This is a genomic window from Acinetobacter brisouioides (genome assembly GCF_004331075.1).
Taxonomy (GTDB): domain Bacteria; phylum Pseudomonadota; class Gammaproteobacteria; order Pseudomonadales; family Moraxellaceae; genus Acinetobacter.
In genome coordinates this window covers 136,389-149,030 of the sequence record NZ_SJNX01000004.1, presented here as the reverse complement: position 1 = coordinate 149,030, position 12,642 = coordinate 136,389, and the positions used below count along the sequence as shown (strand labels likewise).

Below are 12,642 nucleotides of genomic sequence, written 5' to 3'. Positions count from 1 at the left end.
AAGAAAGTCCGCTTGAAGCGGGCTTTTTTTATGGCATGATAAAAACCTTAATGTATTTTTAAATGTGAATATATGCAGATTTATTACTTTTACCATCATCCTGATGAAAATTACGCCTTTATTAGCCAAGAACAGTCTGAATTTTATGTGCTGGATTTTGTCTGGGTCGATTGCTTAAGGCAGGATGTGGTCGGTAAAAGTGATGAATGGCAAGAAAAATTACATGCTTTGGCAAATTTGTCCTTAAATGAATTTCATGTACAGGATATTTTAAATATTGAGCATCCGTGTGCTTTTGATGCAATGGAAGATTATGATTTTCTGATCTTTCGTAAACTGATTACGCTGAATGATCATATTAACCTCACTGATAAAAACTCGGAAACGCACAGCAGTGATTTTGGGTTGGTGACAACACCTGTCGGGTTTTGTATGAGTTCACGGGCATTGGTGACCGTGCGCGAGAAGGGCAATAAAGCCATTGAAAATTATATTGAGCGTTTGCATGGGTTTATGCATCGTTCTCCTGAAGAACAAAATCGTCTACGTAAACTTCCCAATACCCCTCTGAATCTGTCATTGCGCATTTTAAATAGCATGATTGATGATTATCTAGAATTGCGGTCACCATTGACGCGCCGTGTAGAGTATTGGCAGCGTGAGCTGTTACAAGGGCATGGGAATTTCAAACAATGGCATCAGTTATTGCAGGAAAACATGGCGTTCCAGCAAGTCGAAAATTTATGTGAAGAACAGATTGAAACCTTGCAAGAATTACGTGATGAGATCGTAGAAAACTACCATCATTTGGTGGGTGAGCAACATCGTGAAGCACTCGATATTATGCTGGTGCGCATTAATGATCTGGTGAGCCATATTGAGCGGATTCAGAAACATACCGCACGCTTGCGCAGTTCGATTCAGGCGGCAATAGATTTGCATTTTTCGGCAATTTCCAATCAGACCAATGAAAATATGCGAATTTTAGCCATCATTACCGCAGTATTTGCGCCTTTAACTTTGTTGACAGGGGTGTATGGAATGAATTTTGAATTTATTCCAGGCTTGAAATCACCTGTAGGTTTTTGGGTCATGCTGATCGTGATGCTCATGTGTACCGTGCTGCTGGTCATATATTTTTATCGTCGTCATTTGGTAGGGCGTGGTGAAAAGAGTGTGATTGATATGCTGGCACAGCAGCACCATCATCGTGGCGTAAACTTATTTTGGTTTTTAGATTACGAACCAATTAAGCAGACCCTGAAAGAAGTTGAAAAGATCACTAAATTTAAATAAAGCAGGCAGGCTATGGGGCTACCGAGTCGCTTAGCCTAAATCGCATCGCTTTATAGGAATGGTCATATATTTTAAGTCAAAGGGATGTTGTACCGTTTATTCTCATGCGATTCGCCAAGACTGAACGTTATTTACTGATGCTTTTGTAATAAAACTTAAAAATATTCGCCTTTAGTCTAATTTTTTTCACAAAACCGCAATCCTTTGTGTGCATAATGGGACGAACAAAAACAAAACCTGAGGTGTAAATGACAGTTAAAATTATTGCAGTAGATATGGATGGAACTTTTCTTAACGAAGATAAAAAATATAACAAAGCACGCTTTTTAAAACAGTATCAACAACTTCAACAACGTGGTATTTATTTTGTAGTTGCCAGCGGCAATCAGCTTTCAACCTTAAAAAATTACTTTCCCGAGATTGCTCACCAGCTTGCCTTTATTTCCGAAAATGGTGCTTATGTGCTGGATGCTGAGCAAGAAGTTTCATTTGCATATTTCTCTCCAAACTTGGTGGATCGTATGCGTGTCGCAATTGCAGAGCGTTACGCAAGTGCGCTGATTCTCTGTGGGAAACGTGGTGCATATATTGATCATGCAGTCCCTGAGCACAATCTGGAAAAACTCAACAAATACTTCAAATCTCTGCAGCAAATTCCTGATTTGACACAGGCGCAAGATCAAATCTGCAAAGTCACTTTAGACACTCGACAATATGATTTTTCAACGCTGTGTGATGATTTGCAGCAGTTTGAATTTATTGCGAATGGTTCGGTGAAAATGGTGTCGAGCGGTTTTGGCTTTATTGATCTGATTGTGCCAAATCGCCACAAGGCACATGGTTTGCAATTACTGCAACAGCGCTGGGGTGTCTCAGCAGATCAGGTTCTTGCGATTGGCGATAACTACAATGACCTTGAAATGGTCAAACAGTCAGGTTATGGCTTTGCAGTAGCCAATGCTGTCGATGAACTGAAACAAGCGGCTAACTTTGTCACCGAAAAAAATAACCAGCAAGAAGTTGTCCTTGATGTGATTGATCAAGTCTTGTTGGGGCAAGCACCATTTCATAGTCTGCATAAAAAGAGCGCTTAAACTGATTGTTTGATGTTCAGTATTTGGCTTATTGGATTTGCAATAAAAAAGACGAGCTGTTACCCGTCTTTTTTGGATGCTAGCGAATGTTAACTCCCCTCAATGTCACTCTCTGCACGTTTCAACATATCGTACAGTTCTTCTTTTAATTTAAGTTTTTTCAGTTTGAGCGTTTCAATTTCTTCTAGTCCAGAAGTCACAGGATCTTGTTCTAAACGAAGGATTTCATGATCAAGCGCATTGTGTTCTTCAAACAGTTTGGAAAAATGAGCATCTTCCTGTTTTAACTTACTAATGAGTCCGCGATATTCTGGAAACATGATTGCTCCTTGTGTGAGTATTGAAATTATTATGTTTGCACCGCATCAACAAATGCAATTTATAATGCTTGTGAGTTTTTTAATTCCTTATAAATCTTATGTGATTATTTGGCTTTTTTACAGTACTTTATGTAAAAAATATTCTAATATTTTGTAAGAATTCTCCGCTTATTCGAAGTTCGCATGTCTGACTTGCTTACGCAATTTTTGCACCTCATCAATCAAATCGAGCATCATTGCAACGGCTGAAAATGATGCTTCAAAGTCTCGTTGTAAACGATAGGCTCGGCGTGCCCGACTGAGGTCTTCACCTAAAAAAACATGTTCTGTTGTGTCTGAACGGGTGGGTAATATATCGTATTCGAGCAGTTGCAAAATCCATTCTGGCGATTGCCCACATGTCTCAGCAAATTGGGTCAAAGTGAAACTGAGTTGGTCATCAATGATTTCCGAGTCAGTGCAGTCATCACAGAGAATTTCACGATAATAAATAGTAGTCATAGCTCAACTCCTTAGCCTTGACGCGGATTAAAGTCTGGAAAATTTGCCGCCAATTGTTGATAAGCATGCTGTTGTTGCTCATTGTGAGCACTTGGAAAAACAATATTGAGAATTAGATATAAATGTCCTGCGGTTTTATTCGGAATCCCTTTGTCTTTTAAACGTAATTGTTGGCCCTGTTTTGCATTTTTAGGAATGTTGACCTGTAATGCACCTGCAGGCGTATTTACGGTGATGCCATGCCCGAGCGCTGCTTCCCAAGGACTAATTGGCACGGTCACATAAACATCACTGTCTTCAACCCGAACGCTGTCAGTATCTTGGTAACGAATTTCAATATACAGGTCACCGTTGGCTCCACCACGTATTCCGACCTGACCTTGACCCGACAGGCGAATTTGTTGACCTTCTTTCATGCCTTTAGGAATTTTGACTTGTAAGGTTTTACGTTGGACTTCGGGTTCACCATAGGCATTGATGGTGGGAATTTGTAGCGTAATTTGTTGGGTTGTACCATGGTAAGCAACATCTATCGGCACTTCAATACTGGCGTGTTGATCTTCCCCTCGATAAGATGACTGCTGACGCTGTGCCCCACCAAAACCTGAGCCAAACCGTCCAAATAAATCTTCAAAACCATGAAAATCTGAGGCATTGCCTTGACGATAAAACTGGGCTTCATCAAAACCGCCTTGACCTGCTTGTCCACCAAAACCAGCAAAGCCCTGTGGATGATCTAACATTTGATCATATTCTGCTTTTTTTTCAGAGTTACTGAGCGTGTCATAGGCGACATTGATGGCTTGCATTTTGGCTTCGGCATCACTTTCTTTGCTAATGTCAGGATGGTATTTACGCGCCAGTTTGCGATAGGCTTTTTTAATTTCGTCTGCGCTCGCCTTGCGGTTGACTCCTAGTTCTTCGTAGTAATTTTTTGGCATAGCTTCATCGCTGTTTATGGTTATCTTTTCATCATTATGAAACGATTTTTATAGATTTCAACAGGCATTGTGCATTCTATTGAATATAGATATCGCGAAATTTTAAAACTCGTCGCACAAAAATATTTTCGTAAAATACTATTTTTAGGGTTTTGCTGTGAGACTAAATGTAGTGATCGGTTCTATTGAGCTTAATGTTGCTAAAGACAGGTTTATAGTCAGTATGAAGTTTGATGGGTACAGGCGAGGTGATGAAATTAATTTTTATATTTTGTGTGGCATCATTGATGCCTATCAATAAACTAGATGAATTGAAGTCGGTCTTCAATTCATCTTAGGTTTAGTCATTTAACTGAGATGCTCGCCAAACAAGCCAAGCGCTTCTTCAGCGGTAAACTGATATTTGGTGTTGCAGAATTGGCAGTCCATCTCGATTGGATTTTGAAATTCCAGTGTTTCTTTGACTGCGGAAACGCCAATCTGAATCAGGGCATTGGCACATTTCTTTTTGGAACAGGTGCAACCAAATTGAAGCTGCTCCAATTCAGGTAAACGCACATCTTCTTCGTTATATAAACGGTATAGAATTTCATTAGCGCTTAGGTCAGTGAGTTCTTCAGCTTTTAGAGTTTCGGTCAGCATAATCAGACGAGGCCATAAGTCTTCATCGATAAAACGCTGTTCTTCTTCACTGTTACGCGGCAAAAGCTGAATCAGTAAACCACCCGTGCGTTTTTCATTGCTTGCCAAGACAATATGCGTTGGAATTTGTGCTGACAAATCATAATACTGCATCAGGCAGCTTGCCAGATTTGGCTGATCTAAAGGTACAATTCCTTGATAACGCTCGCCAAACTCAGGTTCGATATTGATAAACAATACAGGCTGATGCAGCGCAGCTAACACTGTGCTACTGTCAGTCGCGTGTTCAAAACGCGGGTCTGCTTCAAAATCAGCTAAAGCACGTACTTCACCTAAATGGTTACATTCTGCCATCGCCCATTTAAACGTGCCTTGTGCCTGAATTTGCAGGCTGATGCGTCCCTTGATTTTTAAGGTACTGGCAAGTAGCGCTGTGGCACTGAGCATTTCACCCAGTAAAATCTGTACAGCTTGTGGATACTGACGCTGCTGCAAAATGGTTTGCAGCGTTTCTTCCAGATGAACCACTTCGCCACGAACAGGGCAGTTTTCAATATAAAAGCGTTGACGTAAATTAGACATATATTTCTCCAAGACCCTGTCTTAATGGAGATGATATTATAAAACACAAGTTACTCAGACTCATCCCGTGCAACATTGATGCGTTGCTGATCTAAACCGCGACGTAAATTGACATCATCGCTTTTATTTTCAGCAAATGCATCGCTTTCAAATAGATGCTCCAGTTCAGCCAGCGCATTACGGTGTGTTTCAAAGATTTTCTGTTCATCATTGTAAATATTTTGCTGTTCCAATAACAGCTTTTCATCATAATCACGAAACAGCTCGATTTTCTGATATGCCGTGGCATCATCAATGCCCAGTTCACGCAAGGCACGGTACGCCATTCCCAGTGAGGATAAATACGTTTCCCGCCAAATATAATGCACGCCCAAATCTCGTAGCAAATGTACATGATGACGGTCGCGCGCCCTTGCCAGTAGGGTAATGTGCGGATAGTTCAGGGTAATGTGCCGAGCTACATTGAGCGAGTCTTCGACATCATCAATCGCCAGAATAAAAATTTTGACATGTTCAATGCCCGCCGAGCGCAAAATTTCAGGCTGTGTGACATCACCATAATACAGTGTGCCGCCGTATTTGCGTACAAAGTCGATTTGTTGCAGGCTATGGTCAATCGCGGTAAAGGGAATATGTTGCAGACGGGCAACCCGCGCAATAATCTGCCCGAAACGCCCAAACCCCGCAATAATCATCGGATTATGCTGATTGGGAATGTCATCGTAGGCAGGCTGTTCCTGACGGTCAAAACGTGGTGCAATCCAGCGACTCACCACCCAGTACAGCAGTGGGGTTAAGGTCATGGAAAGCGTCACGATCAGGCTGACAGGTTCGAGCAAATGGCTTTTCAATACACCCGCATCTTGGGCAGTGGTGAGCACCACAAAAGCAAATTCACCACCTTGCGCCAGACAAGTCCCCAGCAACAGGCTGTTTTTCCAGTTGTTATGATAATAACGCCCAATCAAGGTCATAATGCTGGCTTTAATCAATAGCAGTGCAACCGCACCACCCACGATGATTTCAGGCATGGTTTGTAGCAAAGAAAGCTGTGTGGTCATGCCCACGGTCATAAAAAACAAGCCCAGTAGCAAGCCTTTAAACGGCGCGATACTGGCTTCAAGTTCATGCCGAAATTCGGAATCTGCCAGTAACACACCTGTTAAAAATGCTCCGAGTGTGACGCTAATGCCGAGGGTTTGCATCAGCAGTACCACCGACAGCACAATAAACAGTGCCACCGCAGTAATCAGTTCACTGGCGCCACTTTTGGCAACAAAGCGAAAAAATGGGCGCATGACAAAACGACTAAATAAAAACAAACCGCTAAAGGTGGCAAGAATCGCTGCGAAATAGGCAATGCCATGATGAGCAGACTGGTTGCCTGCCAAAATTGGAATGGTGGCCAGCAATGGAATGGCGGCAATATCCTGAAACAGCAACACTGAAAAGGCTTTTTGCCCATAAGTGGTATTCAGTTGTTGTTTTTCGCTGAGCAGTTGCAGCACAAAGGCGGTAGAAGACAGCGCAAGGGCAAAACCAATCACAAAACTACTGGCAAGCGACAAATGCAGCCCGAAATATAGAATTGGCATGATCACGATGCCTGTCCCGAGCACTTGCAGGCTACCCATCGCAAAAATGGATTCGCGTAACTGCCACAGGCGCTGCGGACGAAGTTCAAGCCCGATCAGGAACATCAGCAAAATCACGCCAAACTCTGCCATGTTCATAATCGCATCGGCGTCACTGGCGATATTGAAGACACTCGGCCCTAAAATAATTCCCGTGAATAAATAGCCTAAAACTGTGGCCAGACCAAAACGCTTCCCCAATGGAACCAGTAACAGGGCAGCACCCAAAAAAATCGTGATTTGCAGGAGTAGTGACATGAATCAGCCTTAATATTGAACAGCAGAACATCAACCAAACCCAAACATCGAGTCAAGTAGCCAGCTTTATCTCTTTGATCCATATATTATAAACAGCAATATTGCAGACAATGCCCGTAAATGGTCGTAGTTGTGTTAGTTCAATTCCTGTGGATCGACATCAATCGAAACTCGGATATTTTTCGGCTGTTGTTGTATGACTTCTGCCCACCAAGCTCGCACGTGCATGTGCAAGCGGGTACGATCTGTTGCCAACAGGAGTAAATGTGCCTGATGGCGTCCCGCCTTACGTTCCATCGGTGCAGGAATTGGCCCCCAAATCTCGATTTCGTTGCCTGCGGCGTTACGAAGTTGGTTGGCAATCTGCTGTAAAAATGCCTGATTGTCGGTGGCATTGCGAGTTTGACTACGCACCAGCATTGTGTAGCGATACGGCGGAAATTGTGCCAGTTTGCGTTCTTTGAGGGTGTGCTGGGCAAAGTAGCGGTAGTCTTTTTCTAGCAGCATATGAAACAGGGGATGCTCGGGGCGTAAGGTTTGAATCAGCACATCACCTTTGTGTTCACCGCGTCCTGCACGTCCTGCGACTTGAATAATCAATTGCGCAGTGCGTTCTGTGGCACGAAAGTCAACGCTGAGCAAGCCAGCATCAATATCCAGAAGTGCCACCAGACTGACATACGGAAAATGATGCCCTTTGGCCAGCATTTGTGTACCCAATAAAATGAGCGGTTGATTTTGCTGAATCTGATCATAAATTTTCTGCCAGCTTCCCACCCGACTGGTACTGTCACGGTCAACTCGTAGCACAGGGTATTCAGGAAACAGTTCTTGGAGGGCTTCTTCAATTTTGACTGTGCCCATGCCAATCGGTTTTAAGCTCTCATGGTTACAGGCAGGGCAGCGCTCAGGCAAACGCTGTACCAGACCGCAGTGGTGACAGTGCAAATGCTGATAGGGCTTGGTGTGCAAGGTGAAATGCGCATCGCAACGTGGGCAGTTCGCTTGCCATGCACATTGCTCACAAATCAGGACGGGTGCATAACCCCGTCGATTCAGGAAGATTAAAACCTGCTGTTTTTTCTCAAGCCGCTGCCGAATCTGCTGAATTAACTGCTGACTCAGCCCATGTTGTTTCTGGGCAATTTTCAGGTCAATAATGTGCATTTGCGGTAAGACAGCATGACCCGCGCGCTGGTTGAGTTGCAAATGTGTCAGTTTGCCTTGCTCGACCAAGGCATAGCTTTCCATACTTGGGGTGGCTGAACCTAAAATAATTGGGCAATGTTGCAGATGCGCCCGATACAAGGCGACTTCGCGGGTGTGATAGCGAAAGCCTTCCTGCTGTTTAAAAGACAGATCATGTTCTTCGTCTAAAATGATTAAGCCAAGATTTGGCAGTGGGGTGAAAATAGCAGAGCGCGTTCCCAAAATAATCGAAGCGTGTCCCGTTTGTGCCTGTTGCCATGCCTGTAAACGCTGAGTATCACTTAAACCCGAATGGAGCAGCACGGTATGACCGTGAAAACGCGACTGAAAACGATGAATGGTTTGCGGGGTCAGCCCAATTTCGGGTACCAGCACCAAGACCTGTTTGCCTTTTTTCAGTACTTCGTACATGACTTGCAAATACACTTCGGTTTTACCGCTGCCTGTAATCCCATCCAGTAAAAATGCCTGAAACTGTTGCTGTGCCTTTAAAATACTTTGAATGGCTTTGCTTTGGTCAGTATTGGCTTTCAGTGGCAGTTGTGCCAGTTGTACAGGCTCGTTTTTAATCTCCTGATGCTGATATTCTGCACGAGCAATCCCTTTTTTGGCGAGGGCTTCAAGGGTTTTATTTTCAATCCCGCTGGCATTTAAAATATGCTGTGGTGTACCGTGTGGTTTGAGTTTTAAAATTTTGTAGGCTTCTTGCTGACGATGCGCATTTTTAAATGCCACGTCAGCTTGAGGCTCTGTGAGTACCCAGATTTTTGCCAAAACATCATAAGGTTTGCCCTGACGCAGCAGCGTTGGAAAGGTCACAGGCAACACTTCTCCGAGGGGGAAATGATAGTACAACGCTGCCCAATGCAATAGTTTCAGATGATTGGCATCCAGCAAGCTGTGCTGATCCAGTAAGGCATGAATGGCTTTTAACTCAAAACGTGGATCCAAAGGTTCATCGGCTGCCAGTTTTTCCACAATGATGCCAATACAATGCCGCGCCCCGAATGGAACTGCTACACGTGCGCCCATTTCTGCCTGCTGATACTGTTCTGCACTCAAGGTGTAATCGAAACAGTCATATAAATGAACAGGAATGGCAACTCGAATCCGAAACGGTAAAGGCATAAACATCACTTATTTTGAATTTGACAGCACTATGCAAGATTTGTTTGGGGATTGACAAGTCTGGCTCTGAAAAAATGCCAAATATACTGCCAAAGTATCCATTAAGAATAATTTAACATCTTAATTTAATTTAGAAAAAATAATCTTCCAAACCAATAGTTACAAGAAACTCTAAAGATCGGCAGAAATAAGGTGATGTCTTGATTTTAAAAATCGGCATCATGCAAAAGACAATAGTTTTGTCGGAAGGGATAAACATTAAGAATCTTATTCTTAGATGATGTGCATGAGTTGCACTGGAAAATGCGAAAAGCAGTGTGTTTCATTGCTAGCTTGTGACCAGCAGAGTATGTGGTAGATGTTTTATGGCATGTCAGTCATGCTGAAAGTCAGATCATTTGGGGTGCTTTGCGCTTAGTTTATTTGTATCTTGTGCCAGTTTGGGCTTTATTCGAGCATTGCAAATTTTAACGCCGTCAGTGAGTCGTATAAAACATTCATTTGAGCAACGGACAATACAAATCTATCAGCATGGGTACATGCTGTTTTTGGCAAATGTGGTCACATATTGGATTATGAGTTTTCAATATTAAATGATGAAGCGTGTTGGCTACTTGATGCAACCAACACGCTGCTTGAATTAACGGCGCGATTTAAACGACACGTCAATCTGACGTGGACGATAGCGCAAACTCAGCAATAACAACAATAGACAGAAGATCAGCACAGGTGCATTGCCCAAACGGTTATACAAGGTTTGACCTGTATATGCAGGTAATTCACCGCGCAACACAAAGGTTTTATCTTGAGGTGCTTGTTTAACAATATGCCCTTGGGCATCAATAAACGCAGTCACCCCTGTATTGGTGGCACGAATAAACCAGCGTCCATTTTCTTTGGCACGCATTTGTACCATTTGTAAATGCTGCCAAGGGCCTGCCGTGCCTGTAAACCATGCATCATTGGACACGGTCACCATAAAGTCACTGTGTTCAGCATTGAGGCGGGTCAGATTCGGATAAGCGACTTCATAACAAATCACTGCACCTAAATTGTGCCTCTTCACAGACAGTGGTTTTTGCCCTGACTGACCTGCGGTAAATCCACCTGCACTGGCATCATTTTGCAGTGATGGTAAAACCCACTTGAGTAAGCCTGCCAGCGGCACATATTCACCAAATGGCACAAGACGCTGTTTCTGGTATAACCCAGAAGTCTGCTCGCCAGAAGCCATCAGAGCATTATAGAACAACGGTTTTTGTGCCTTAATGGAGCCAGCTTCATCAAAGTAAGGAATGCCAGTCACCCATGCCGAATGCTTGGCAAGTGCTTGACGGTTAATGTCTTGTAAAAACGGCTCAATGGCAGTTTGCGGCATTGGAATCGAAGACTCTGGCCAAACCACCAAATCACGACTCCACTCAGGAATGCTTAAGTCGTGGTAAATCTCCAATGTACGGTTCTGATAGCTGGTCAGCCATTTTAGGTCTTGAGGAATATTGCCCTGAATCAACGATACTTGTAGGGGTTTTTCGGCTTTTGGCTGCACAAATACCGCAAACGAAGCAGCCCATGCTCCTGCCAGCAAGACCACGATCGGTACTGCCCAGAACCATTTCCGTCGAATGATTTCCACCAGACCGCAGGCAATCGTTACCGCAATAAACGAGATTCCAAAGACCCCAAATAGTGGCGCATATTGGTCTAAAAAGCGTTCGGTAAAGGCATAGCCAACAAATAGCCACGGAAAGCCTGTAAACACCCAGGTTTTTGCCCATTCAAAAAACACCCAAAGGGGTGCAAAAGTTAGCGGTGTTTCAGGGAAAAAGCGTCGGTAGACCCAGGCTTGTAACGCACTAAACAGGGCCATAATGCTGGCCATAATTGCAATCAGTAATACACTGAAAAATGCACTGGTATCGCCGTATTCATGAATCGAGGTGTATAACCAAAATGCACCTACAAACCACAAGCCAAAACCGTAACACCAGCCAATCAGTAACGCTTGAGGGGCAGAACGTTGTTGCAGACAGGCATATAAAACGGCAGGGCTAATCAGTGCCACAATCCAAATATAATAGGGTGCTAAAGCAAAAATAAAGGCGGAACCTGCCAGTAAGGCAATCAGACTGCCGAGCCAAAGTGGAAGCTTTGCGGTGCTGTTATTTTTAGAAGATTTTGCGATAAAGATTTGACTCATTGACGCACAGCCTGAATTAGATGAATCGTACGTGCATCAGCTTCTAAAATAGTAAATTGCCATTGGTTCAGTTCAATCACTTGCCCCTGCAAATCATTGACTAAACCGAGTTCTTGTAACAATAAACCACCGACAGTTTCGACTTCATCATCGGAGAAATCGGCATCTAGTACACTATTAAAATATTCAATTGGGGTGAGCGCTTGCACTAGCCATGCATTGGCAGGGTTATGTTTTGGGTCGGGGACAATATAATTAGCCTCTTCATCGGCTGTGTCATGTTCATCCTCAATTTCCCCGACAATTTCTTCTAGGATATCTTCTAGCGTGACTAGACCTGAAGTTGCGCCGTATTCATCAATCACAATCGCAATATGAGTCTGGGTGTTTTTGAGCATGCGCAGCACTTGGTCAGAACGGGCACTTTCAGGCACGAACACAGGCTGGCGCATGATCGCACGAATGTCGAGTTTGGCTTTCGGGTCAATTAAAAATGGCAATAAATCTTTTGCCAGTAAAATCCCCACCACATTTTCAGGCTGGTCGGTTGAAAACACAGGAAAACGTGAATGTGCCGAATCAATCAGGACATGCAAAATGTCGAGCAGTTCGTCATCTTCTTGTAAGCTGATCATGGCGGTACGGGGTGTCATGACTTCGCGAATTTTGGTGGCAGGTAAGTCCAGCACGCCTTCAAGCATTGCCACTGTATCGGGTTCTAAAAAACGGCGAGAATCTTGGACAAGTTTTAATAATTCATCTCGGGTTTCAGGCGCTGTGCCTAACCATTTTCTTAAGCCTCGCATCCCCCACGATGGGCTTGATTCCTCGTGCATG

10 protein-coding genes are annotated in these 12,642 nt (G+C 43.6%); 2 read left to right on the top strand and 8 right to left on the bottom strand.

The genetic code is table 11. The annotated features are described in order from the left end of the window. Positions 1 to 72: 72 nt before the first annotated feature. Positions 73 to 1,296: a magnesium transporter CorA family protein gene (locus tag E0H77_RS07105; protein WP_131376281.1), complete on the top strand. Its 1,224-nt coding sequence runs from the start codon at positions 73 to 75 to the stop codon at positions 1,294 to 1,296. Between the two features lie 248 nt (positions 1,297 to 1,544). Continuing rightward, the gene (locus E0H77_RS07100) at positions 1,545 to 2,390 is read left to right on the top strand and encodes a Cof-type HAD-IIB family hydrolase (RefSeq protein WP_131376278.1); all 846 of its coding nucleotides are present in this window, start codon (positions 1,545 to 1,547) and stop codon (positions 2,388 to 2,390) included. A gap of 89 nt (positions 2,391 to 2,479) precedes the next feature. Here E0H77_RS07100 and E0H77_RS07095 read toward each other — a convergent pair whose 3' ends face one another. From E0H77_RS07095 to E0H77_RS07055, 8 genes are all read right to left on the bottom strand, one after another. Then, positions 2,480 to 2,710, bottom strand: a complete 231-nt coding sequence (locus tag E0H77_RS07095; RefSeq protein WP_131376275.1) for an HP1242/YdcH family protein — start codon at positions 2,708 to 2,710, stop codon at positions 2,480 to 2,482. Positions 2,711 to 2,878: 168 nt separating this feature from the next. Next, positions 2,879 to 3,211 (bottom strand): chaperone modulator CbpM, encoded by a 333-nt coding sequence (locus E0H77_RS07090; protein ID WP_131376272.1) that lies wholly within the window; start codon positions 3,209 to 3,211, stop codon positions 2,879 to 2,881. 11 nt (positions 3,212 to 3,222) lie between these two features. Continuing rightward, a complete protein-coding gene (locus E0H77_RS07085; RefSeq protein WP_131376269.1) occupies positions 3,223 to 4,152 on the bottom strand; it encodes a DnaJ C-terminal domain-containing protein in 930 nt (309 codons plus the stop codon). A 348-nt stretch (positions 4,153 to 4,500) separates the two neighbouring features. Beyond that, entirely contained in the window at positions 4,501 to 5,376 is an 876-nt protein-coding gene (hslO, locus tag E0H77_RS07080) for an Hsp33 family molecular chaperone HslO (RefSeq protein WP_131376266.1), read from the bottom strand. A gap of 50 nt (positions 5,377 to 5,426) precedes the next feature. Next, positions 5,427 to 7,268, bottom strand: a complete 1,842-nt coding sequence (locus tag E0H77_RS07075) for a monovalent cation:proton antiporter-2 (CPA2) family protein (protein ID WP_131376263.1) — start codon at positions 7,266 to 7,268, stop codon at positions 5,427 to 5,429. A gap of 135 nt (positions 7,269 to 7,403) precedes the next feature. Then, a complete protein-coding gene (locus tag E0H77_RS07070) occupies positions 7,404 to 9,605 on the bottom strand; it encodes a primosomal protein N' (RefSeq protein ID WP_131376260.1) in 2,202 nt (733 codons plus the stop codon). A gap of 640 nt (positions 9,606 to 10,245) precedes the next feature. After that, entirely contained in the window at positions 10,246 to 11,805 is a 1,560-nt protein-coding gene (gene lnt / locus E0H77_RS07060; RefSeq protein ID WP_131376258.1) for an apolipoprotein N-acyltransferase, read from the bottom strand. Next, a complete protein-coding gene (locus tag E0H77_RS07055) occupies positions 11,802 to 12,641 on the bottom strand; it encodes a CBS domain-containing protein (RefSeq protein WP_131313713.1) in 840 nt (279 codons plus the stop codon). Before E0H77_RS07055 ends, lnt begins: the two co-directional genes overlap by 4 nt. Position 12,642 lies beyond the last annotated feature (1 nt).

What these genes read in the sequence shown, in the direction of transcription:
- E0H77_RS07105 (WP_131376281.1), top strand. Translation starts at nt 73, where the DNA reads ATGCAGATTTATTACTTTTACCATCATCCTGATGAAAATTACGCCTTT.
- E0H77_RS07100 (WP_131376278.1), top strand. Translation starts at nt 1,545, where the DNA reads ATGACAGTTAAAATTATTGCAGTAGATATGGATGGAACTTTTCTTAAC.
- E0H77_RS07095 (WP_131376275.1), bottom strand. Translation starts at nt 2,710, where the DNA reads ATGTTTCCAGAATATCGCGGACTCATTAGTAAGTTAAAACAGGAAGAT.
- E0H77_RS07090 (WP_131376272.1), bottom strand. Translation starts at nt 3,211, where the DNA reads ATGACTACTATTTATTATCGTGAAATTCTCTGTGATGACTGCACTGAC.
- E0H77_RS07085 (WP_131376269.1), bottom strand. Translation starts at nt 4,152, where the DNA reads ATGCCAAAAAATTACTACGAAGAACTAGGAGTCAACCGCAAGGCGAGC.
- hslO (WP_131376266.1), bottom strand. Translation starts at nt 5,376, where the DNA reads ATGTCTAATTTACGTCAACGCTTTTATATTGAAAACTGCCCTGTTCGT.
- E0H77_RS07075 (WP_131376263.1), bottom strand. Translation starts at nt 7,268, where the DNA reads ATGTCACTACTCCTGCAAATCACGATTTTTTTGGGTGCTGCCCTGTTA.
- E0H77_RS07070 (WP_131376260.1), bottom strand. Translation starts at nt 9,605, where the DNA reads ATGCCTTTACCGTTTCGGATTCGAGTTGCCATTCCTGTTCATTTATAT.
- lnt (WP_131376258.1), bottom strand. Translation starts at nt 11,805, where the DNA reads ATGAGTCAAATCTTTATCGCAAAATCTTCTAAAAATAACAGCACCGCA.
- E0H77_RS07055 (WP_131313713.1), bottom strand. Translation starts at nt 12,641, where the DNA reads ATGCACGAGGAATCAAGCCCATCGTGGGGGATGCGAGGCTTAAGAAAA.